21 protein-coding genes are annotated in these 22,694 nt (G+C 43.7%); 11 read left to right on the top strand and 10 right to left on the bottom strand.

The window, feature by feature from the left end:
- From BMX44_RS09375 to BMX44_RS09355, 5 genes are all read left to right on the top strand, one after another.
- A partial coding sequence (locus BMX44_RS09375; protein WP_218143949.1) for a methane monooxygenase/ammonia monooxygenase subunit C occupies nt 1-177 on the top strand: 177 nt, incomplete at its 5' end.
- Between the two features lie 171 nt (nt 178-348).
- On the top strand, nt 349-1,173 hold the full coding sequence (locus tag BMX44_RS09370; RefSeq protein ID WP_090631836.1) for a methane monooxygenase/ammonia monooxygenase subunit A: 825 nt from the start codon (nt 349-351) through the stop codon (nt 1,171-1,173).
- Nucleotides 1,173-2,435 carry a methane monooxygenase/ammonia monooxygenase subunit B gene (locus tag BMX44_RS09365; RefSeq protein ID WP_090631832.1) on the top strand — a complete coding sequence of 421 codons (1,263 nt, stop codon included), beginning with the start codon at nt 1,173-1,175 and terminating at the stop codon, nt 2,433-2,435. The genes BMX44_RS09370 and BMX44_RS09365 overlap by 1 nt, the downstream gene beginning before the upstream one ends.
- Before the next feature lie 908 nt (nt 2,436-3,343).
- Nucleotides 3,344-4,021 carry a DnaA regulatory inactivator Hda gene (gene hda / locus BMX44_RS09360; RefSeq protein ID WP_090631828.1) on the top strand — a complete coding sequence of 226 codons (678 nt, stop codon included), beginning with the start codon at nt 3,344-3,346 and terminating at the stop codon, nt 4,019-4,021.
- Nucleotides 4,022-4,037: 16 nt separating this feature from the next.
- Complete coding sequence (locus BMX44_RS09355; RefSeq protein ID WP_090631824.1) at nt 4,038-4,700, top strand: histidinol-phosphatase; 663 nt, start codon at nt 4,038-4,040, stop codon at nt 4,698-4,700.
- Nucleotides 4,701-4,794: 94 nt separating this feature from the next.
- Here BMX44_RS09355 and spt read toward each other — a convergent pair whose 3' ends face one another.
- From spt to BMX44_RS09330, 5 genes are all read right to left on the bottom strand, one after another.
- Complete coding sequence (spt, locus tag BMX44_RS09350) at nt 4,795-5,991, bottom strand: serine palmitoyltransferase (RefSeq protein ID WP_090631821.1); 1,197 nt, start codon at nt 5,989-5,991, stop codon at nt 4,795-4,797.
- Nucleotides 5,992-6,246, bottom strand: coding sequence for an acyl carrier protein (locus BMX44_RS09345; protein ID WP_090631816.1), 255 nt, complete (start codon nt 6,244-6,246; stop codon nt 5,992-5,994).
- 27 nt (nt 6,247-6,273) lie between these two features.
- Nucleotides 6,274-7,185 carry an NAD-dependent epimerase/dehydratase family protein gene (locus BMX44_RS09340; RefSeq protein ID WP_090631813.1) on the bottom strand — a complete coding sequence of 304 codons (912 nt, stop codon included), beginning with the start codon at nt 7,183-7,185 and terminating at the stop codon, nt 6,274-6,276.
- 6 nt (nt 7,186-7,191) lie between these two features.
- The gene (locus tag BMX44_RS09335) at nt 7,192-9,018 is read right to left on the bottom strand and encodes a fatty acyl-AMP ligase (RefSeq protein ID WP_090631808.1); all 1,827 of its coding nucleotides are present in this window, start codon (nt 9,016-9,018) and stop codon (nt 7,192-7,194) included.
- Nucleotides 9,019-9,565: 547 nt separating this feature from the next.
- On the bottom strand, nt 9,566-10,696 hold the full coding sequence (locus BMX44_RS09330) for an FAD-dependent oxidoreductase (RefSeq protein ID WP_090631802.1): 1,131 nt from the start codon (nt 10,694-10,696) through the stop codon (nt 9,566-9,568).
- A gap of 412 nt (nt 10,697-11,108) precedes the next feature.
- Here BMX44_RS09330 and BMX44_RS09325 point away from each other — a divergent pair, with 412 nt between their 5' ends.
- The 6 genes from BMX44_RS09325 (at nt 11,109) to BMX44_RS09300 (ending at nt 18,044) form a co-directional block, all read left to right on the top strand.
- Nucleotides 11,109-11,366, top strand: coding sequence for a hypothetical protein (locus tag BMX44_RS09325; protein WP_090631798.1), 258 nt, complete (start codon nt 11,109-11,111; stop codon nt 11,364-11,366).
- Nucleotides 11,363-11,764: a peptidoglycan-binding domain-containing protein gene (locus BMX44_RS09320; protein WP_245738888.1), complete on the top strand. Its 402-nt coding sequence runs from the start codon at nt 11,363-11,365 to the stop codon at nt 11,762-11,764. The genes BMX44_RS09325 and BMX44_RS09320 overlap by 4 nt, the downstream gene beginning before the upstream one ends.
- A 540-nt stretch (nt 11,765-12,304) precedes the next feature.
- Nucleotides 12,305-13,423: an adenosyl-hopene transferase HpnH gene (gene hpnH / locus BMX44_RS09315; protein ID WP_090631793.1), complete on the top strand. Its 1,119-nt coding sequence runs from the start codon at nt 12,305-12,307 to the stop codon at nt 13,421-13,423.
- Nucleotides 13,424-13,534: 111 nt separating this feature from the next.
- The gene (locus BMX44_RS09310; RefSeq protein ID WP_090631790.1) at nt 13,535-14,686 is read left to right on the top strand and encodes a glycosyltransferase; all 1,152 of its coding nucleotides are present in this window, start codon (nt 13,535-13,537) and stop codon (nt 14,684-14,686) included.
- Entirely contained in the window at nt 14,664-15,320 is a 657-nt protein-coding gene (locus tag BMX44_RS09305; RefSeq protein WP_090631786.1) for an ABC transporter substrate-binding protein, read from the top strand. Before BMX44_RS09310 ends, BMX44_RS09305 begins: the two co-directional genes overlap by 23 nt.
- A gap of 81 nt (nt 15,321-15,401) precedes the next feature.
- Nucleotides 15,402-18,044, top strand: coding sequence for an MMPL family transporter (locus BMX44_RS09300; protein WP_090631783.1), 2,643 nt, complete (start codon nt 15,402-15,404; stop codon nt 18,042-18,044).
- Nucleotides 18,045-18,079: 35 nt separating this feature from the next.
- Here the strand turns inward: BMX44_RS09300 and BMX44_RS09295 are convergent, their stop codons facing one another.
- From BMX44_RS09295 to BMX44_RS09275, 5 genes are all read right to left on the bottom strand, one after another.
- Entirely contained in the window at nt 18,080-19,339 is a 1,260-nt protein-coding gene (locus BMX44_RS09295; RefSeq protein ID WP_090631778.1) for an RsmB/NOP family class I SAM-dependent RNA methyltransferase, read from the bottom strand.
- A gap of 13 nt (nt 19,340-19,352) precedes the next feature.
- Nucleotides 19,353-20,132 (bottom strand): DUF3108 domain-containing protein, encoded by a 780-nt coding sequence (locus tag BMX44_RS09290; RefSeq protein WP_090631774.1) that lies wholly within the window; start codon nt 20,130-20,132, stop codon nt 19,353-19,355.
- Nucleotides 20,129-20,767, bottom strand: a complete 639-nt coding sequence (gene purN, locus BMX44_RS09285) for a phosphoribosylglycinamide formyltransferase (protein WP_090631769.1) — start codon at nt 20,765-20,767, stop codon at nt 20,129-20,131. The genes BMX44_RS09290 and purN overlap by 4 nt, the downstream gene beginning before the upstream one ends.
- 21 nt (nt 20,768-20,788) lie before the next feature.
- Nucleotides 20,789-21,862: a phosphoribosylformylglycinamidine cyclo-ligase gene (gene purM, locus BMX44_RS09280; protein ID WP_090631764.1), complete on the bottom strand. Its 1,074-nt coding sequence runs from the start codon at nt 21,860-21,862 to the stop codon at nt 20,789-20,791.
- A 115-nt stretch (nt 21,863-21,977) separates the two neighbouring features.
- Nucleotides 21,978-22,244, bottom strand: coding sequence for a hypothetical protein (locus BMX44_RS09275; RefSeq protein WP_090631759.1), 267 nt, complete (start codon nt 22,242-22,244; stop codon nt 21,978-21,980).
- Nucleotides 22,245-22,694 lie beyond the last annotated feature (450 nt).

Raw genomic sequence — 22,694 nt, 5'->3', positions numbered from 1 at the left:
TGGTTCATGGAAGAACTGTTTAGCGCGCCGTTGCACTGGGGCTTTGTGATACTGGGCTGGGCCGGACTGTTCTCGGGTGGTATAGCTGCGCAGATCATTACGCGCTACTCTAACCTGACGGACGTTATCTGGAACAACCAGAGCAAAGAAATCCTTGACAACCGGATTGTTCCTTAAGCTAGGCTGACTACATCGCCTCTGCTGATGGGTAGGGGCGATGCTTGAGAGTGGTATGGCGCCGAGGGAGTAAGGAGAGCGTACTGCTCGTAAGGGGAGTCGTAAAAGACAATAAGGAATCGTCATGTTATTAAAATTAATATCACACGAAACAAACGAAGGGAGAGTCTAGTGAGCAGAACAGACGAAATTTTAGCGGCGGCGAAGATGCCGCCAGAAGCGATCAGAATGTCCAGATATATAGATGCGGTATATTTTCCGATTCTGTGCATTCTGCTGGTAGGTACATTCCACATGCACTTCATGCTGTTGGCAGGGGACTGGGATTTCTGGCTTGACTGGAAAGACCGTCAGTGGTGGCCTGTAGTGACACCGATAGTAGGTGTCATGTACTGTGCGGCATTGATGTATTACTTGTGGGTGAACTACCGTTTACCATATGGAGCGACCCTGTGTATCGTATGCCTGTTGACGGGTGAGTGGCTGACACGTTACTGGGGTTTTTACTGGTGGTCACACTACCCGATCAACTTTGTATTGCCTTCGACCATGATACCTGGCGCGCTGATGCTGGACACGATCATGCTGTTGACGGGTAACTGGTTGATCACGGCCCTGCTGGGTGGTGGATTCTGGGGCTTGTTCTTTTACCCTGGCAACTGGCCGATATTTGGACCGACCCATCTGCCTGTAGTTGTAGAAGGGGTACTGTTGTCAGTAGCTGACTACACGGGCTTCCTGTATGTACGTACAGGTACACCGGAGTATGTGAGGCTGATTGAACAAGGCTCACTGCGAACGTTTGGAGGTCACACGACGGTAATTGCAGCGTTCTTCTCGGCCTTTGTATCGATGCTGATGTTCTGCGTCTGGTGGTACTTTGGCAAAATCTATTGCACCGCGTTTTACTATGTTAGAGGCGAAAGAGGCCGTATCTCGCAGAAACACGACGTCACGGCATTTGGTGAACCAGGATTTGCAGAGAGGATTAAATAATGAGAATAAAGAACATATTCAAGCTGGGCGTCATGGGGCTTTATGGAGCGGCGGTAGGAGCTGCGACATTAGCGTTGACAGTAGCGGTCGATGTTACGCCGGTAGCGGCGCATGGTGAACGTTCACAGGAGCCTTTCCTTCGTATGCGTACCATCCAGTGGTATGACATGAGATGGGAACCGAAGGTCACCAAAGTGAACGACATTGCGACGATGACTGGTAAATTCCATATGGCGGAAGACTGGCCGCGTGCGGTGGGCAAGCCGGATCGTGCGTTTTTTAACGTAGGTAGCCCGAGCCCGGTGTTTGTACGTTTGAGCACCAAGCTGAACGGCGAGCCGATGTTCATATCTGGTCCGCTGGTAATTGGTCGTGACTATGAGTTTGAAGTCAGGCTGAAAGCACGTATACCTGGACGACATCACATGCACGCGATGGTCAACGTGAAGGAAGCGGGACCGATTGCGGGACCTGCATCATGGATGAACATCACGGGTAGCTGGGATGACTTTACCAACCCTGTCAAGACACTGACGGGAGAGACCATTGACACGGAAACATTCAACTTTGCCAATGGTATTTTCTGGCACATAGTATGGACAGGTCTGGGCATATTCTGGATTGGCTACTACGTAGCGCGTCCGATGTTCCTGCCACGCAGCCGCGTATTGCTGGCGTATGGTGACGATCTGCTGCTGGATCCGATGGATCGTAAAGTGGCCTGGGGCGTTGCGATCCTGACATGTGCGCTGGTATGGGGTGGATATCGTTATACGGAGAGCAAACATCCTTACACGATTCCGATCCAGGCTGGTGAATCCAAGATAGAGCCGTTGCCGATTGAGCCGAATCCGGTCGCGATCAAGGTGACCCATGCGAACTATGACGTACCTGGCCGTGCGTTACGTGTAACCATGGACATTACCAACAATGGAGATACGGCGATCAACATAGGTGAATTCACGACGGCGGGTGTACGTTTTGTAAACACGCTGGGACGTGAGCATCTTGATCCGGATTATCCGAGGGAACTGGTTGCGACCGGTTTGACATTGGATGATGAAGCGGCGATAGAGCCGGGCGAGACCCGCGAAGTCAAGATGGAAGCCAAAGATGCGTTATGGGAAGTACAGCGTTTGATGGCATTGCTGGGTGACCCTGAGAGCCGTTTTGGAGGTTTGTTGATGACATGGGATGAAGAAGGCAATCGTTATATTAACAGTATTGCTGGAGCGGTAATCCCGGTCTTTACCAGACTGTAAACCAGAAGCAAGCAACAACGCCGGTACACCACTGTCATATGACAGCCGGTGTACCGGCTTTTTTTGTCTGTAATTTAGAATATATATTGCTACAAATACCAGATGAGCTGTAAATAGGATTACAAATCAAGAATCAGAAGTGGCGTTCCCTGTTTAATTAAGAAATTTCAAACTACAGTATTTATTTGATTGGGATTTTCATAGCGAGTTAAACCACTGAATGCTTAAGCTGTTTCCTGGTTTAAGTTGGTGTATGAAATAACTGTATACTATCGACAGCTACTGAACGGACAGGTATCAGATGTTTGATGATTAAAAATCAGATATGACTCTGTTTTCTAGTTGTTTTGAAAAGGATAGTAAGCAAATATCAATTGCTGAATAAATTTATTGGAAAATACATTAATATTATTTAGCAGGAGATTAATTAACAGAGAGGCCATAAGTCTGATAAATCGTATCGATAGGCCGACTAACCTAAGCCATTACTTTTACACCTAGAGTCCATTAGAATCCAAGGAGCAGAGCTGGGCAATCGAATTCAATTGGGAACGGATTGGCGCCGTAGATTAAGCAAGATAGAAAGGTGTCAGGGATAGAGCCTTCTCCAAATAAGCGTCATTTATTCTAACGGATGATCGACTTCCAAGTAGATTCGCTTCTGTCACCGGATTAAAATTATACGGATTTAATGAACGTCATAGCGGTGGGTTGGGGTAAGTATCGTCGTTTCAACTTTGAATATGAAGATCGTGAGAAGGTAAGTAATTTAGTTTTAGCAAAATTTATCAATCAAACTCTGAATTGTAAAAAATTAAATAATTTAGGAAAAATTCATTTTTTGGAAAGCTCCTTTTTATGTTCAGCATAAATTGATACTTGATGAATATTTATATAGTTGTTTTCCCATGAAGCAATTATTGCTTGATATTAAACCTAATGAAAAGCCCTCATTGACTAATTTTGTGACAGGGCGTAATTCCGAATTAGTACAGACACTGAAAAATGTTATTTTTGCACGTGAAAAGGAACAGTTTGTATATATTTGGGGAAATTCTGGCTGTGGTAAAAGCCATTTGCTCCAGGCTGTGGTCGGGGAGGTCCTGCAATGTGATTATATGGCTTACTATTGCTCTGGAGAGATAACTAGTATCATTCAATCAGCGGATTGCCTGCGGTGCTTGGCAGTCGATGATGTAGATTTGTTAGATAACGAATCGCAAATAACTTTATTTAATGTCTATAATCGAATGAAGGAAGAGGGATTTTCGTCACTGCTTGTAAGTGGTTCTATGCCACCAGTACAATTAAATCTACGACGTGACTTGGTAACCCGATTAGGATGGGGGCTGGTTTATCAGGTTCATGAATTAACAGAAGATGAGAAAATAAAGGCATTACAGCAAAAAGCCGCGGACCTTGGATTTGTACTAAAAAAAGCAGTGTGCCAGTATTTGTTACAACATACACAACGCGATTTGTCTTCTCTGATGATGCTACTTGATGCTCTTGATAGATTTTCATTGGCACATAAACGCCAAATTACAATTCCGTTATTGAAAGAAATGTTAAGTAGCATGTCATAAACAAATATTTATTATCATGAAACTCGCATTATTTGATTTGGATAATACCTTATTAGCAGGTGATAGTGATTTCGAATGGGCGCAATTCCTGATTGAAAAAAAAGCGTTGGATCGTGAATTGCATGAGGCGCGAAATCTAGAATTTTATGAACAATATAAAGCAGGTACTTTGGATATTCATGAATTTCTGGATTTTCAGCTCAAGCCCCTATCAAGGCATCCGCGAAGTCAGCTAGAAAAATGGCGAAAGGAATTTATAGAAATAAAAATAAAACCACTTGTAGCGCCAGGTTCAAAACAATTAATAGAAAATCATATGCTTGACGGAGATCTATGTATCATTATCACAGCTACAAATAGTTTCGTGACTGCGCCAATAGCGCGATTGTTCGGAATTGAACACTTGATTGCCACAAATCCTGAGGAAGAAAATGGTGAATTTACAGGTAAAGTCGCAGGCAAACCGAGTTTTAGGGAAGGTAAAATTGATCGCCTTGAAGAATGGTTGAACCAACATAATTTAACGTGGCTATCGTTTTTACAAAGCTGGTTTTACAGCGACTCACTTAATGATTTACCGTTATTAAGTAAGGTTACCCATCCAGTTGCTGTCGACCCCGATCCCACTCTGAAGAGACACGCGGAAACGAAAGGGTGGCCTGTTATTAGTCTACGTTAAATTGTATCTTTATTCAGGTGAGCCAGATTAGTGCGATTAAATAATTCAAACAGACAGCGCAATAATTAGAAACTGAATCATCAAAACATTTTTTTTATGCATCTGTATCTAATATTTGTCGATGTAGTCTTGCAAAAGTTTCGCCTACGTAAGAAATTTGCTCAGTAGTGTGGGCAGCATTTACACTACATCGGACGAGAGATTTTCCATCAGGTGCGGCAGGCGGTAATATTAAATTAACGTAGATATTGTTTTCCAACAAATTCTGCCAGATTTGTAGCGCTTGCCTAGGGTTGTCGAGTATTGCAGCGATGACCGGACCAGGTTCCGGGCCAAGTGTAAAACCAGCTTTTTGTAGATGATCGTACAACTGTGTACAATTCCTCCAGAGTTGTCTGCGTAACGTTTTCCCTTCTCGTAATAGAACCAATGCTGCGCGTGTTGAGGCTATTGTTGCTGGCGAGGGCGAAGCTGTAAAAATATAGGGATGGCTGAGATAACGTAATTGATCCAGCTGTGGATGATTGCTGACACAGAAACCACCGATACTACATAAGCTCTTACTAAATGTTCCGGTGATAAAATCAACTTCGTTTTGTAGACCTGTTTCTTCGACTAAACCTTGGCCTGTCTCTCCGAGCACACCAATCGAGTGAGCTTCGTCAAGTAAAAGAGTACAGTTGTATTTGTTTTTTAAATCTACAATTTCAGCCAGTGGTGCCTGATCTCCCAGCATGCTGTAGATACCTTCGACTATAATCAATGTATTTGCTGTGCGATTCCCCAGGCGGCGTAAGCGTTTTTCCATATCGATCATATCGTTATGTTTAAAGCGAATAATTTCCGCGCCACTGAGTATGCAACCATCATAAATACTTGCATGAGAATCACTGTCAATTAATACCGTATCACCGCGGCTCACTAAACCCGAAATTGTTCCAAGGTTTGCTTGATAACCGGTTGTGAAGACTATCCCGGTGCAGTATCCGTAAAATTCTGCAAACTCTCTCTCAAGTGCACGATGACCGTAGTAACTACCATTAGCCATTCTGGAGCCAGTTGTACCCGTACCCTCTGCGTCCAATGCATCATGGGCTGCTTGTATGCACTCAGGAGCAAAGGTTAGGCCAAGATAATTATTAGTACCGAGTAGTATGACGCGACGTTCTCCTATTCTCGCTTCCGTCGCCGAGTATACTTCTTCGATAGGTATGCCGAAAGCACCGACCCCTTCTGGAAGCATAGCTTTCCTTGCAGCAGCGGCTGCATCGAGTTTTTCGAGTAAATTCATTTAGTGATTAGATTTTATTCTGGATATTAGACTTGCTAGATCATGAACAGTTTGAACATCAGCTAGTGCATTGATGGGAATGGAAATATCAAAGGTATCTTCAATTTCCATGATAAGATTCAATAGCTTGATTGAATCAATTGATAACTCACTGATGATATTGGTCTCTGCTGTTATGATTATTTCAGAACTTGCTATGCTGCTAAGGCGATCCCTGAGTAACTGCAGAATTTCATCATAATTACTATCAGTCATAAAATTTGGGATCCTTAAATATTTGCACTAAATGATTTGGGATAGCGATTCATTTAATTGATTGCTTGGTTGCCAAGCAGGTAATACACGTATAAGCGGAGTATTGTCACATACCCAGTCATGATGCTGAAGTTCATTTACTTTTCCTGGTGTCAACATCGGTGAGTAACGCAACAAGTGCGCTAACCAGAGATTGAGAACAGCTATAGTCCTGATTAAAAAATTCGGGATCATTATACAATGAATCTGCTTTTTCCAAACTTTCTGTGCCAAATCTGCTAGAGACTCAAAACTGTAACCATTGGGTGTGCCGTCATCTAGTTCGAATATACCGTTGCACGGCTTTTCAGAAACAAGCCATAATTGAATTGCCTGAACTAGATCATCTACGTGTATCAGGCCAAATCGATTGCTTGGTTTTCCCACCAAGGGTAGCAGGCCTTTGCGGATTGATTTGAATAGAGGGGCGAGTTCCTTATCCCCGGGACCATAGACTGCCGTAGGTCGAAATATGGTCCACTGCAGTTCAGCTGCATGATTGATCACTTCATGTTCGGCAATATTTTTACTTGTAGCGTACCATGACAACTCTGGGTGCTTCGCGGCTAGCGAAGAAACAAACAAAAAGCGGGGTTGATGGTTTTGTCGAGCGACAATATCAAGGATATTTCTGGTCCCAATCACATTCGTATGGATGAAATCATTGAGCGTACGACCCCTCACTGCACCTGCGCAATGAATAATGGCTGCAGCTTCTTGTGTTAGTTCTGCGAGTGCAGTATGGTTGTCTAAATCCCCATACACCCATTGTATAAACTTTGAATTTTCTCGTTTATTCCGGGTGAGCGCTTTTACTTGCCAGCCTTCGCTGGCAAGTTTATTTATTAACCGTTGACCGATAAAACCAGTAGCACCCGTAATTGCTACCAATTTCCGCATATTGACCTAACGATCTCCTGACTCGGCTACTGACAACAGTTGTTCGTCCAGATTTGTTCGCTGAATATAGCCCTGACGAGCAGCAAATCGCGATAACTTGCCAGAAGAGGTTCTCGGTAATGTGTGTGGTGGCACCAATTCAACAATACAGTTAACACCAAAGGCCATGTAAACCAGTTGTTGTAATCTTTTGATTAATGAGTGACGCTCTGCTGCCGAGGTCAATCGGCACTCGATCACGAGAACTATAGTCGTCATTCCATCTGCATCATTGATTCCAAATGCAGATGCTTCTCTTGATCTGATTTCAGGTTGTTGTTCTGCTAATTCTTCGATATCCTGAGCTCGAATATTTCGACCATTGACGATAATAACATCTGTCCGGCGACCTGTGATATACAAATCACCATCGTACAAAAAACCAATATCGCCTGTATCTAACCAGTTATTGGGCATTAGGGCTTTCTTTGTTTCTTCTGGATTGTTGTAATAACCCGTCATGACGCTTGCGCCATGAACAAGCACACTTCCAACCATATTTTCACCTAACTGTTGCCCTGTCTCATCTACAATTTTGACTGTATGTCCTGGAAGCGGGCGACCGCAATTAACAAATTCGTTATATTTGCGTCCTTCAGCCCGTAAATTCGTAGCCATTCTTTTGTCTATGAGAGTTTTGCTATCTACCTGAATGCTGTGGAATCCATTGCCAATTTTTGAGAATGTAACTGCAAGCGTTGATTCAGCAAGTCCATAGCATGGTAAAAATGCGCTGTCACTAAAGCCCGCAGAAGAAAATTTCTCTGCAAAATTTCTTAAAGTTTCCGGACGAATCATTTCTGCGCCGATACCGGCGGCGCGCCAGCAGCTAAGATCAAGATCCTTTAAGTCGGATTCACGAACACGCATTGTGCATAACTTAAGCCCAAAAGGCTGACTGAAAGCAACTGTACAGCGATTACGGCTTATAAGACGCAGCCATTGCAGGGGGCGAATTGCGAAATCACGTGTTGCTAAATAATCAACTGAAATCTGAGTGACCATTGGTGCTAACACCAGTCCTACTAAACCCATATCGTGATAAAAAGGCAGCCACGACGCAGAACGATCCTCAGGTTTTATTTCCAAACCATTGCGTACGATACCTTCTAGGTTGCACATGAGCGCATGTTCAGTTATTACAACACCTCTGGGCATGCGCGTACTTCCCGACGTAAATTGCAGATACGCCACCTCGTCTGGTGTATTAGGCTGGAGTGACACCTCTTTCTCAGGTAGTTCTCTGAGTTGAGATGGAGTTCCAATCCATTGAATGTTGGTTGTTTTTTCGGAAGCCTCTTCAAGAAAATTGAAGTAATCCAGATTTGCAATCGCTAAACTAGCTTGGCTGCTTTCAAGCATTCCTTTTAATTGCTGCACATAAATACCGTGACTGCCTAAATTTACAGGCACAGGCATGGCAAACGGGACTAATCCAGCATATCGACAAGCAAAAAATAACTCAATGAATTCAGGGGATGTATCAGCTATTATGGCAATGCGACTGCCTCGTGCTAAATTGAATCCGGCTAACCGTCGAGCAAACGAACGTGCGTTGTTCCTGAGCAATTTATAGGGTAAAACTGATTGCAAATGACCTTTTGCATTATAGAAGTTATATCCCGTTATTCCTTGCGCAGCGTATTCAAGTGCGTTCGTCAGAGTATCAAACCCCGCCAGTCGCTGCGCAAGAGTGTTGCGTGTCGGTGTTGGTGTTGTTTTTAATTCGCTTGAAGGCTGAAAATCAAACGCTTGCGTTAGCGGAGCGTTCAACTTGGTTATTGTCGAACTCAAGATCTTCCCCTCGAAGTAATATAACTTGTACGTTTCATCTTGCTTCCTATAGCAAGGTATTTGATGGTGCGTGTCAACTCTTATTATATGTCGTCTATTGACTTTTCGCTTACCGGAAATTCCTACTTAATCGCTAACAGCTGACATTCCAAATGTTCAATAAGTGTGTCGTATTTGACCAAAGCGCAGCTTATATAAGGAGGTTTTTTCTGTCAAGGCAATCTTGGCCAGTTGTTGCGCCAAAACAACAATTGCGCCGATCTTTCATGAATTGTATATATAGTTTTATTTGAGACATTTGTGTTACTTTCTTTTTGTATTGGTGTATCAGAATTAATTCGGTTTGCAGAATGAGGACTTATCTTTACTTGTAAAGTTGATAAAAGCACGTTGATGTAATTTTGCATCCTGTATGCGTTAATTAGTCGCTGATAATGACACATATATTTGATTTATTTATACCAGCCTGACATGTGCGTTAATGTGCATTATTGACCGAGGTGTAAGAAGTGTACTGCGTTGCCGCACTTTTTGTTTGATATTGGTGTTAGTGGCGAAAACATTTCATAAATTTGCTGTCAATAAAATTTTTCCAATGCCAGACCCATCTTCCGTGTAAGAAAATGCCCCCCCGTGATGCAATTGCATGTCGTGCGCCCGTAGTGATTAAACTCAAAAATTGTTGTTGCGGCTTAAATGAGGAAAGTTTCTTCTGATTGATTGATGCGACTAAATTGTTTAGAAGTACCGGTCCTTGTCGCACTGCAAATACGCCAGCCTTGGACAATGCTTGTGGCATAAATGCAGCACAATCACCTGCAGCAAAGATATTCTCATGCGAAATACTTTGTAGGGTTTGATTAACTTTAATAAAACCGCATGAGTCGCATTGTATTCCACTTCTTGCCGGCCATGAATATGCGCCAGCATGTGTCGCCCACACCGTAAAATCGTAATCTAAAGAGGAGCCATCCTGGAAATGTAGTAACTGCTCGTCAATAGAAGACACTTTTCCATTTCTAACAGTGATGCCTTTGGACTGCAAATGTCTGTGAAAATAATTCTGTACTGTGCTGTTATGTGTGGTAAGAATCGTCAAATCACCGCTAACGAGTGTAAAGTCGGTGTCAATTGTGGTTGAGGCTTGCACGTGATAGTGCATTGCTAGCAATACTTCAACCCCCGCAGCACCACCTCCGACCACGACAATTCTTTGTTTTCGTTTTGACTCGGTTCGAGAGTCCAGCCAATGAAGCCATCGTAAAAGAAAATTACGAACCGGTTTGATGGTACAACCAAACTTATCTGCACCGAGTATTCCATGCGTAGTGGGTCGTGAGCCTATATTTACGGATAGCAGATCATATCTAATAGGTGAAAAATCTGGGCAGTTGATCACTTGAAGCTCCGGATTGATCTGTTCAACTGTGCTTCGAACAAATCTGATGCCAGCCCACTGACACAGACGTCGTACATTTATATGGCAATCTTCAAATGAATAATGGCCTGCAATCAACCCAGGCAGCATGCCTGAATAGGGAGTATGCATATCCGGGCTTATTAACGTTACATCTGTATTTTGCAATGGTTCTGTGACCAGTTGTCTGATCACCATCACATGACTATGGCCTGCGCCAATTAAACACAAGTGTCGTTTTTCGAATGTGTGAGTTTTCATTATGGAGCAAAACGAAAATCATATAATTTGTGACTATAAGAATAAAAAAATTGGTAATTTGGAACAATATAAATTAGTCTATACCGGATATGAGGAAAATTTGATGTTTTTCCCTATCGAGTTGTTAAAAATTGTTTTTGAGACAGCCAACACCATGAAAAACAGATAAAAAATTAAAAATTATCTCTATTCTGATATATTGTGTTGTTCAAGAGCAGAGTAGCGTGCTTAAGCAGTGCGCAGATGAATGTTTTATAGCCAGTAAACGTTCTGGATAACATTCATTGAAGAGAGTTATGCTATTAATATTAAATAATAATAATACCAAAACAATTGAGTATATTGCAGAGTAAATGCAGCATTATGTGAGTTATCGCTTGTTGTCTATGTATCATAAGTACGGAGGGAGTCAATGAAATCAAGCAGGGTTAAATTATTATCAGCTAGTGTTGTTTTCTTGTTTACTGCCGGGTTTCTATCCGGTTGCGGTGATGAGCCGGAGGATGCGGCAACTCAGAGCCAGGAGCAAGTGACTGATGAGCCAATTCAAAGTTTGGAAACAATCATTGAGCCTGAACCTTTAGTAGATATACAAGAAGAAACGGATGACATTGAACCGTTTGGGAATATTGATTTGGAAGAAGAGATGAGTTCCATGGAAGTATCTTGAATGACTTGTCTGAAGCAACAAGCGAATCAATTGACACTGCTGCGAAAACGGCGGGTGATGCGGTTGACGAGATGATTGACGCAGCGAAAGAAACTGCTAATGAAGCTGAAATTGCGGTCAGCGAGATACAGGAAGATGCTGTCGATGCATTAGAGGCAACAGTTGTTGAGCCGGCTATTGAAATTATGGAAGATTCACATGAAGTTGTTGCAGCAACACCTGGTTTAATACGTCGCGTGCAGCAAGCTCTGGCAAACGCTGGTTACAATCCGGGCCCAGTCGATGGAATTAGTGGTCCAAGAACTTTATCTGCCATTGAAAATTTTCAACAAGATAACGATCTGGCAACGGGTGAGCTTACCAAGGAGACATTGCGTGCACTTGGAGTCGATTTTTAGCAAATTGTCATAAAAGCTTCCTGTCCGGCACTCCATCAACCGAAAATGGGTGATACTTGTATACAATTTGAATCAAAATGTTGACTGGATAAGTAATCTCATAATTTGTAAACGCATACAATGTTGTTTTAAGAAATTTTCTGAATATAGTGTGCTTCAAAACACAAATATCATCGCAGTGTTGCATTTATGCAAATTGTACATGAGCAGATTTTTAATACCGTTTATAGTTGCTAATTAATTGTTTTGAAAGGAAATTTATGGTCCAATCGCTATCGGGTGAATGCAAATGATTTGCGATTGGTAGTTCAGTTTCCATGTGGGATTAAGATATAATTACAATGTTTACTGAGTAATTGGTTTTCAGGAAACTAAGGAGCTTTTTTGAGAACCGCCGGTATATATTTCATTTTTTCAATCGATTGCGGATTGTGTGGTGCATTAAATTTTTGATGTGACCATATTGATTTCTGATGTCATGAGCTTGGCATCTACCCGCCAATATTTTGCAATCGATACAAGCTTTTGGAGGTTTTGTCCATGGGAGTACCCTTACGCCAACAAATCGCGGTAGGCACATACTTGATTAAACAAAAAATTTTGGGAGTCAAGAAGTACCCGCTGGTTTTAATGCTGGAACCGCTGTTTCGTTGTAATCTCGCTTGCGCTGGCTGCGGAAAAATCGCACACCCAGAGGAAATTCTGGATAAACGGTTATCGTATGATGAGTGTATGCAGGCTGTTGATGAATGTGGTGCACCCATGGTTTCCATTCCGGGTGGCGAGCCTTTATTGCATAAAGAAATGCCGCAAATAGTTGCCGGTATCATTAAACGCAAAAAATATGTGTATCTATGTACCAATGCGTTGCTGTTGAAGAAGAGAATTGATGACTATACTCCGTCGCCATACCTGACATTTTCAGTTCACCTGGACGGTATGAGAGAACGGCATGATGCTTCGGTTTGTCAAGATGGAGTATTCGACCGGGCGGTTGAGGCGATTAAAATTGCTTTGGAAAAAGGATTCAGGGTTACAATTAATTGCACGTTATTTCAAGGCGAGACACCGGAAGATGTTGTCGAATTTCTTGATTATGCCATGGAACTTGGCGTTGAAGGCGCGACAATTGCTCCGGGGTTCAGTTATGAGCATGCTCCCAAACAGGATGTATTTATCAAAGGTGCCGATACTAAAAAATTGTTTCGCGGTATTTTTGCGTTAGGCAAAAAACTGAAGCGTAAATGGCGGCTCAATCACTCGGCTCTTTATCTCGATTATTTGGCGGGAAACCAGGATTATAAGTGTACTCCTTGGGGTAATCCGACACGAAATGTTTTTGGATGGCAAAAACCGTGCTATTTACTGGCTGACGAGGGTTATGTTAATACATTCCAGGAATTGCTCGATACAACACCTTGGGAAAAATACGGTAACGCAAACAACCCAAAATGCGCTCAATGCATGGCGCATTGTGGTTACGAAGCCACTGCAGTGGAAGATACGTTGCAGCATCCCTGGAAGGCACTTGTAACCTCAGTTAAAGGTCCCAGAACAACTGGTGAAATGGTAGCAGAACCCTTACCCAAGTGGATTGCTGAAGCTGACAAAAAAAGGAAAAAACTGGCAGACATTCCTGTAACGATATCAAATAAATAGACAAGAATCACATCAACACTGTTGCAGTGTTGAACCGAATGATTGTCATGTGGCTTCACATGCAATGTGAATCAGTGGGTGATTGTTGTAACGAAAGATTTATAAGTTTTTATGTTTAATCCTTCGTTGATTGGCTTATTGGGATTTGTATTAGGCGCATTTGGAGTTTTTGGTTGGTCTTTGATACTTTTGCTCCCCTGGCGACCGACTAGTACACATGAGCAGATAGAGCCAGAACAGAGTTCGCATTCTGCATCTAATCTAAAGGACGTCACGGTGTTGATTCCAGCTCGCAATGAGGCGGAGTTTATCAGACACACACTCGAAGCTGTCCATGCCCAGGGGACTGGTTTAAAAATTTTTGTTATAGATGATCAGTCTACGGATCAGACAGCACTGTTAGCGCGAGCGAATGGAGCACAGGTTATTAGCGGTGTCGCGCCGCCGGTTGGCTGGAGTGGCAAGCTTTGGGCTCTCGAACAGGGATTGCGGGAAGTGCGTACCGCTTACACATTATTACTTGATGCTGATATTGCTCTGTCGCCAGGAATTATTGCCGCGCTTCTGGATAAAGCAACAAAAGAGCAATGTTCCTTGGTGTCAATAATGGCCGCGCCACCTCTAAATAATCTTGTAGAGCGTTCGTTCATGCCCGCATTTATCTTTTTCTTTAAGCTGTTGTATCCTTTTGGATTGACAAATAAACCTGCTTCAAGCATGGCTGCTGCAGCAGGTGGGTGTATACTTGTGGAAACGAAGGCATTGCGTGCTGTGGGAGCATTTGCCAGTCTACACAATGCATTAATTGATGATTGTACGCTGGCTGCACGCATCAAACATGCAGGAAACAAAATCTGGTTAGGTTTAAGTCACTCAGTACGCAGTCAGCGTGGTTATCCTAGATTGGAGACTGTCTGGGAAATGGTATCCAGAACGGCGTATACACAACTTAATTACTCGCTGCCATTATTGATCCTGTGTACCGTGATTATGATATCAATGTTCTGGTTTGGGCCATTCTTGTTCTTGTTGCTGCCTGATGATCAGAAAGCCTATATGCTTTGTGCAGCAGCGTGGCTGGTCATGTATTTAGCATATAGGCCGACTTTGGCTTATTTTCATTGTTCACCAATATGGGTATTTGCGTTACCAGTTATTGGTACGCTGTATCTTGCCATGACATGGACCTCAGCAATACGTTACTGGCGCGGTGAACGTGCTCGCTGGAAGGACCGTCGATATGAAAGCAAAACAGACTACTAGAAAAATAAGCTTGCCGTTGTGTTTAATTACCGCTGCGCTGCTATCCTTGCTCATTGTGGTTCCAATCGGTATTACACACGCAGATGAACCCGAATTGGATAGTGCACAAAGTACAATTGATTTTTTGCAACAGTCCTTGTTGCATGTAATGCGTGAGGGGGAACAGCTTGACTATTCAGAACGAGTTGAATTTTTAACGTCCGTTGTCAACCAGACGCATGATATTGATCTAATTATCAAAACCATCCTTGGGGCTAGTCTGTGGCACGAGTTGGATACAATGCAACAGAATCTGATTATAGAAACATTCAGGAAGCTTAGTATTGCAACATATGCCGGCCGATTTAAACAATATAATGACGAGCAGTTCGAGTTTATCGAACAGCGCGATTTGCCAAGAAACCAGAAACTGGTGCGCAGTCGGCTCAACAAGGGAGATGGCGGCGCAGTGAATTTTGATTACGTGCTTCATCAACCAGAAGAGCATTGGTTAATTGTGAACATTTTATTTGATGGCGTCAGTGATTTGGCGATTAAACGTAGCGAATATCGATCAATCTTGCAACGCGAAGGATTCCAGTCATTGATAGACATGCTGAATGTCAAAATTGCAGAAGCCGAGCATAGCGAGTAGCTGCTCAGACGAGATTGCCTGAAATGCTATTAGCTATTCATTACTAGATTGATGAAGCATTAGTGTTCAGAAGGATTTAATGTGAAAATTTCAATCGGCTCAGGTAGTCTTTTTTTCGCTCGCTGGACAGCGTTTTCCTATCAAAAAGCCATTTGGATCATTATTCTGGCAGTTGTCGCGGCTGGAATCAGTATAACCTACACCGTAAATAACCTGGGTGTACAGACTGATACAACTGACATGCTATCAGAGGATGTTCCCTTCCGGATTAATCACAAACGCTATAAAGAAGCGTTTCCGCAATATGAGGATGCATTGCTTCTGGTAGTTGATGCGCCAACACCCGAACAGGCGCATGCGGCCGCTAAACAACTGACCTACTATCTCCAGAACGATGGTACTCACTTTTACGAGGCTAGCTATTTAAGCGGCGATCCTTTTTTTCAGCAAAATGGCTTGCTCTACAAAGATTTGTCCGAGTTGGAAAGAATCACGGATCAGCTTGCTGCTGCTCAGCCACTGATCGCACGTCTTGCTGATAATCCGACGCTCAATACATTTATATCAGTACTATCCGAAGCCGTCGCTGAGATCAATAGCGGCAGGAATCTAAAACTCGGAACTGTTTTCAATGGTGTTAGTTCAACATTGGACGCCAGACTCGCTGGAGAACCGCGTGCGTTATCTTGGCAAATACTGTTAGATGGTGAGCGCCAGGACGGTATGTATCAAGAATTGATATTGACCAGACCCAAGCATGATTATGCGCAGTTGTTTGCTGCAGAACAGTCGATGAATGCTGTGCGTGAAACAGCAATGGAAATGGGGCTGGCCCGTGATACGCCAGTAAAATTACGCATTACGGGCGAAGCGGCACTTGCTTTCGATGAACTGAATAGCGCCATGCATGGTGCGCAAAGTGCCGGAATACTCGCGTTGGTGCTGGTTATTGTGGTACTGCTTGTGGCGGTCCGTAGTTTCGGTGCAATCATGACAGTGATATTCAGCCTTATATTAGGGTTGATTTTAACTGCTGCATTTGCAACGTTTGCAGTAGGTCATTTGAATCTGATTTCAATTGCCTTTGCGGTTCTGTATATCGGACTGGGTGTGGATTACGCAATACATTTTTTATTACGGCACGAAGAAATCAGAAAAAACGGTTCCCCGGTTATTCAAGCGCTACCCATGGCAGGCGGTGATATCGGGCGAGCCTTGACAATCTGCGCAGTAACGACAGCAATTGGTTTTTATGCTTTTATACCAACATCGTATGATGGCGTAGCGGAACTAGGTCTGATTTCCGGTTCGGGCATGATTATCAGTTTGTTGGTGACATTGACAATCGTCCCTGCTTTGCAACGATTTTTTCCAATACAGCCTATCAAACCGCTGATTTCTGTTAAGCCTGTGCATACTGTATTGGAATGGCCGATTCATGCACGGAAAAGCATTTATATTTTGACAACATGTGCCGCATTACTTTCGATATTCGCACTTCCGCAGATAAAGTTTGATTACAATCTACTCAATCTGAATGATCCAAGGGCGGAGTCTGTGGAAACTTTTCGTGAGTTGCTGGAAAATTCAGATGATTCACCCTGGCATATCATTGCGCTGGCTGATAACCGTGATGAAACCATAAGGCTTGCTCAACAGTTAACCGGTTTGCAGGAAGTGGACAAAGTAGTCACCATGCTGGATTTTGTGCCGAATGATCAGGAAGAGAAGATTCGTTTGATTGAAGAGATGGCAATGACTCTCGGACCGGTTTCATTTGCCCCAACTTCTCAGAAACGGGTCAATATCGATGAACAGCGTAATGTTTTGATGGATTTGAAGAGCGAGCTGTCACTTTTTCTGGATGAGCAGCCTGCACATCAAGCTACCCAGGCGGCAAAAAAACTGCATGTATCATTACGTAATCTGCTGTCGCGATTGAATGCGCTGACTGAAGACGAAGCACGGGAAAACCTGTTGTCCGGGGTCGAGCATGATTTGTTGCATTTACTGCCAGTGTCCCTGCAACGTCTGCAGCTTGCGTTGGGTGCGTCGATCTTTACCCTGGAAGACATACCTGAATCAGTTAGAATGCACTGGTTAAGCAAACAGGAAGTGTATCGTATTGCAGTATACCCTGCTGATAATATTAGTGATAATGATGCATTAAAAATGTTTGTGCGTGCAGTTCAGGATGTAGCTCCCGGAGCAACTGGCGTACCTGTTATCAGTCTGGAAGCGGGCAAGGCGGTAGTTGACGCATTTATCCATGCATTCTCGCTGGCGATTATCGGCGTTGTAGTAGCATTGCTGGTATTACTTAGGTGCTTAAAATCGACTGTGCTTGTATTGGTGCCGTTGATACTCGCAGCGTTATTTACTGGCGCTGTAACCGTATTGATGGGGTTGCCATTTAATTTTGCCAACGTGATTGCCTTGCCGTTGATTCTGGGTATCGGTATTGATTGTAGCGTTCATATGGTGCATAGAAGTCGCAATAACGGGGAAGCGTATAAAAATTTACTATATACCAGTACAGCACGCGCTATTTATTATAGTGCTTTAACGACAATGGCGGGTTTTGGGAGTTTGATCTTCTCGCAACACCAGGGCACCACCAGTATGGGATTATTGTTGCTGATCGGTGTTGTGTTGACACTGGTATGTGTTTTAATCATTCTGCCCGTATTGTTGCATACTGCTAACCACAGGCCGTCTACTTGATCTTTTTTTCCTATTTTCCGTATGACAATTTGTGGTCAGCGTATTTTACGTTGCAATACTGCCGCAAAGAAACCATCGGTTTGATGGATGTTGGGCGAGAGCTGTAGGAATTTTCCAGTATTAATTGAAATTTTCTGTTCTGCCATCAGTTCAGAGCTGTCTAGTAAATCAAATTCTGCATTTTTTGACTGGAATGTGTCGATAACCTGCTGGTTTTCTTCAGGAAGAAAACTGCAGGTGGCGTATACTAATCGCCCACCAGGTTTGACCAAACCAGCTGCCGAATCCAGAATTGATGACTGCTTTGCTTGTAATTCTTTGATACTCTGTGGTGATTGCCGCCATTTTAAGTCGGGATTGCGGCGTAAGGTTCCCAAACCACTGCATGGTGCATCAACTAGTACTCGATCGATTTTTTTCGAGAGACGCTTTGTTTTAAGATCATTCTCGTTTGCGATGCGCTGAATGTGAACATTGGATAATCCTGAGCGTTTGAGGCGGGGCCTCAGTTTGTTCAGGCGTCTCTCATCAATGTCAAAAGCGTACACGCGACCTTTTGAATGCATAAGCGCGCCAATCAATAACGTTTTGCCGCCTGCGCCGGCGCAAAAATCAACTACCATTTCTCCACGTCTGGGCGCCAGTAAGTAACCTAATAATTGGCTACCTTCATCCTGTACTTCGATTTTTCCGTTTAAAAAAAGCGGATGACGGTTGATTGCTGGTTTACTGTGCAAACGAATACCGCAGGGTGAAAAATGCATAGCTTCTGCATGGATTCCGTCTTTCAACAGCGTTTCGAGAACATGCTCGCGTTTGGCAAGCATCGTGTTTACCCGTAGATCCAGTGGCGCAGCATTCTGCAGTGAAAGTCCGAGACTGAGAATAGCGTCGTCGGACATGAAACACCTCAACTTTTCTATCAACCACAGCGGAAATTCAGCTTGAACATTCAATGGCTGTGAATCAAGTGCTGTTTCTGATATGGTTTGTAATGTGCTCATTTCCGAGTCTCGAATCCAGTTCTTCAGTTCGTGCGCATTAATATTATGGAAACGGACCAGGTATGCCAGCAGTAGTAAGCGGGGTGCAGCCGAATCAGTGCATTGTTGCAAAAAGAATCGGTGGCGCAAAATTCCAAATGTTGCCTCGGCGATGAATGCGCGATCATGTGCACCGAGTTTGGGGTTTTGTTGAAAAAAACGTCTTAGTATTGAATCTGCCGGATACTCAAGTGGCAACAGCTTCTGTAGGGATTCAACTGCTTTATTCAGTTGCACAAGTGTCAATTGCATCGTAGTTGTGGTGTTATTTTTTGCAGCAGGTTTTACTGTCTGTGTAATCAATCTGAATTTCGGCGATGATTTTCTCAACGTTCAAACCATCTTCCTCTATGGTTTGAATTTGCACAGGAATCATATGATACTCGGGCGCGAGCCATATTTTTCTCTGCATCTTGTCGTCTTGGTTAAATTGTTTGGTCAATACGATCGTTTCCATCTCACCCAGGGGTGTGCTGAGTTTTTCTCTGCTGACTTCGAACTGCATTAACTGGTGGCTGCGTCCATCGGTTACATTGATGGCGAGCAGACTTCCTGCCTTTAATATATGTTCGGGAGCAAAAATAAAGTGGTATGACAGGCTCAAACGATCTTGTGTGTCGATATTTAAAGTTGTCTGTGTTTCTTCATTCTGGTGTTTCAGTGTCAGTATTCTGTTCTCCCAGTCAAACAGTGCCAGGCTTGAGTTGTTGTTTGTTCTCTCGTCTGAATAACGGACAGGCCTTAAACCCAGTTCGGTTACGATACCCTGACTGTTTCTGAAAATATTGCCGGGATTAACTAGCTTGAAAACGCCAGTTGCTTGTGCATTACTGATAATACTATATATATGAGAATCACTTTCCTGGCTGATATCAACGGTTTCATTCAGTTCACCATTACCAATTCCCGTTCTAACGGTATAACTGATATGGATACGTGCCGGTGAGCCTGTCGTATCTTTTTTTTCAGCATTCAAATTGTTTTCAGCTGCGTGGATGACTGAATTCGTGGACCATAAAATCAGAGAAATTAATAAGAATTTCATTCCTGCAGTCCGGGGGAGTAAATCACTGAATCGTGAACACAGGTATCGGTTATGGTTACAGTATCTTCAGTCAGCCTGACTCGGCCCTGTAGAAACCAGCGAACGGCCTGGGGATAGATTCGGTGTTCCTGTTTTAGGACACGTTCTGCGAGCGCTTTTTCAGTGTCATTGGGAAATATCGGAACAGCTGCCTGAATCACGATAGGGCCATGGTCGAGTTTTGGTGTTACAAAATGAACCGTGCAACCATGAATCTTTACACCGTCGCCCAGTGCGCGCTTGTGTGTATGTAACCCCGGGAATGCGGGTAACAGAGATGGGTGGATGTTCATAAGCCGACGATGGTAGCGTAAAACAAAATCGTCTGTGAGTATACGCATAAACCCGGCGAGTGCAATCAGATCAGGTTGATAACGGTCAATTTCGTCAGCCAGCGCGCTATCAAAGGCTGTCCGGTCTGAAAAAGCATGATGGTTGATACATATCGTCTGCGCACCCTTAGTGGCAGCGGTTTTTAGTCCTTCAGCAGCTGGATTGTTACTAATAACGATAATACGATCAACTGGTAGCCTGGCTTCAAGTAAGGCACGCATGTTGCTGCCACGACCAGAAATTAGAATGATCAGAGTCTTCATGACAAACGTAACTGAAGGATTCTATTTCAGTATGACTGCTGGCTGGTTGGGCGTACGTTGTTTTATTTTACCTATCGGAAAAACCGTTTCACCGGCGTGTTGCAGGCATTGAATAGCTTTATCTGCCTGATCTGCAGCGACAACTATTACCATACCAATGCCGCAGTTAAATACACGAAACATTTCATCATCGCTAATGTGGCCTTGTTGCTGCAGCCAATCAAAAAGTATGGGTAAGTCCCATGCGTTCGTGTTCAGTTCAGCAGTAGTTTGGATCGGAAGAATTCGCGGCAGATTCTCTGTAAGACCGCCGCCGGTTATATGTGCAAGACCCTTGATGGATACTTGTTTCATCAGCGATAGTACTGGTTTTACATAAATTTTTGTCGGTGCCAGAATAATATCGCTGAGAGGTTTTCCATGAAAATCCTGAGACAAATTGATGTGGTTTGTGGTGATGATTTTGCGAATCAATGAAAAACCATTTGCGTGCGCACCGCTTGAAGCCAGGCCGATCACGGCGTCACCGGCCTGTATATCTGAGCCGTTGATAATCTTGTCTTTTTCCACTATTCCCACAGCAAAACCGGCCAGATCATATTCTCCTTCAGAATACATCCCTGGCATTTCCGCAGTCTCGCCGCCTATCAGGGCGCAACCGGCCTGCTCACAGCCTGCAGCAACGCCACTGACAACGGCAGATGCTATGTCTGGATCAAGTTTGCCACAAGCGTAATAATCGAGAAAAAATAGCGGCTCTGCACCAGAGACCAGAATGTCATTCACGCTCATGGCTACCAGATCTATGCCAATAGTGTCGTGCCGGTGCAATTGAAAAGCAAGCTTTAGTTTGGTGCCCACGCCATCAGTGCCCGATACCAGTACCGGGTTCCGGTATTTTCCGGATAATTCAAACAATGCGCCAAATCCGCCGATACCGGCTAATACCTCTGGACGCTGTGTACGTTTGGCAAGTGGTTTGATTGCCTGTACCAGATCGTTACCGGCGTCGATACTGACGCCGGCGTCACGATAGGAAAGAGAAGTTGTTAACTCGTGTGAGGAACTGTTGTCGTCGGAATGATGCGCAGTCACGGTGTATTATTCTTGCAATTAAATTACTGGATAAAGTATGTTTTGCTAGACATTTTACAGCAAATATATCGATTCTTCTTCCGATGTTTGAAGGGATAATCATAAAACACCCGTGTTAGGCATGTTTTGCATCATGTTGGGTGCTGCGTGAATCAATGACGATGGCCGCCTCTCCCATGGCCACCTTTAAAGCGCGAATGCCCACGTCCGGAATGTCCTTGATTACCACGGAAATGCTTGTGCCCGTGTCGGAAACTGCCGCTTCTGTGACTTCCTCTGAAGGATGAATGCCCGCGTCGGATATGCCCATGGCTGCCTCGGAAATGCTTGTGTCCGCTGCGAAAATGCGAATGAGTGCCACGTATGTGTCCGTGTCTTCCACGATGAATTCTGTAAGGACGATAAAAGTGACTGGAGCCGCCTACGTAGCTCGCTCCGCCATAAAAGGCCGGTCGATAGCCGTAGCCGTTGGTGGCGCTCCCATAATATCCAGCTCCATTGTAATAAGGTGGAGCAACACATCCGCTAAGAAGCAATGGTGTGAGTAATGCGGACATGATTAATAATTTTTTTGAAGTCATGATACACCTCCATCAATAACCAGACTTATGGATAAATCTCCTCAGCCTGATATTTAAGTTTTCGTGGCAGGTGATTGTTTTATGTCCAGTCCTGCCCACAGTTTTTTGTCGAAAGCAATTCTGGTTTTCATATTGTTATTAGGATCGTGCATCCAGTCACTTTCGATTCTAATGACTGAATTGTAGGGTGGTGGAACTGAACCTTGACTGAATATAAATTAATCAGCAATTTGCCGTTAATAAACTGTGGG

Origin of the sequence: Nitrosomonas marina, from assembly GCF_900110145.1 — a bacterium.
GTDB lineage: Bacteria > Pseudomonadota > Gammaproteobacteria > Burkholderiales > Nitrosomonadaceae > Nitrosomonas > Nitrosomonas marina.
This window is presented reverse-complemented; position numbering and strand designations above follow the sequence as displayed.

Bases quoted from the DNA above. Each gene is read 5' to 3' on its own strand.
- spt (WP_090631821.1), bottom strand. From the start codon at position 5,991: ATGAATTTACTCGAAAAACTCGATGCAGCCGCTGCTGCAAGGAAAGCT.
- BMX44_RS09310 (WP_090631790.1), top strand. From the start codon at position 13,535: ATGTTTAATCCTTCGTTGATTGGCTTATTGGGATTTGTATTAGGCGCA.
- hda (WP_090631828.1), top strand. From the start codon at position 3,344: ATGAAGCAATTATTGCTTGATATTAAACCTAATGAAAAGCCCTCATTG.
- BMX44_RS09345 (WP_090631816.1), bottom strand. From the start codon at position 6,246: ATGACTGATAGTAATTATGATGAAATTCTGCAGTTACTCAGGGATCGC.
- BMX44_RS09295 (WP_090631778.1), bottom strand. From the start codon at position 19,339: ATGCAATTGACACTTGTGCAACTGAATAAAGCAGTTGAATCCCTACAG.
- BMX44_RS09325 (WP_090631798.1), top strand. From the start codon at position 11,109: ATGAAATCAAGCAGGGTTAAATTATTATCAGCTAGTGTTGTTTTCTTG.
- hpnH (WP_090631793.1), top strand. From the start codon at position 12,305: ATGGGAGTACCCTTACGCCAACAAATCGCGGTAGGCACATACTTGATT.
- BMX44_RS09355 (WP_090631824.1), top strand. From the start codon at position 4,038: ATGAAACTCGCATTATTTGATTTGGATAATACCTTATTAGCAGGTGAT.
- BMX44_RS09365 (WP_090631832.1), top strand. From the start codon at position 1,173: ATGAGAATAAAGAACATATTCAAGCTGGGCGTCATGGGGCTTTATGGA.
- BMX44_RS09305 (WP_090631786.1), top strand. From the start codon at position 14,664: ATGAAAGCAAAACAGACTACTAGAAAAATAAGCTTGCCGTTGTGTTTA.
- purN (WP_090631769.1), bottom strand. From the start codon at position 20,767: ATGAAGACTCTGATCATTCTAATTTCTGGTCGTGGCAGCAACATGCGT.
- BMX44_RS09330 (WP_090631802.1), bottom strand. From the start codon at position 10,696: ATGAAAACTCACACATTCGAAAAACGACACTTGTGTTTAATTGGCGCA.
- BMX44_RS09340 (WP_090631813.1), bottom strand. From the start codon at position 7,185: ATGCGGAAATTGGTAGCAATTACGGGTGCTACTGGTTTTATCGGTCAA.
- BMX44_RS09290 (WP_090631774.1), bottom strand. From the start codon at position 20,132: ATGAAATTCTTATTAATTTCTCTGATTTTATGGTCCACGAATTCAGTC.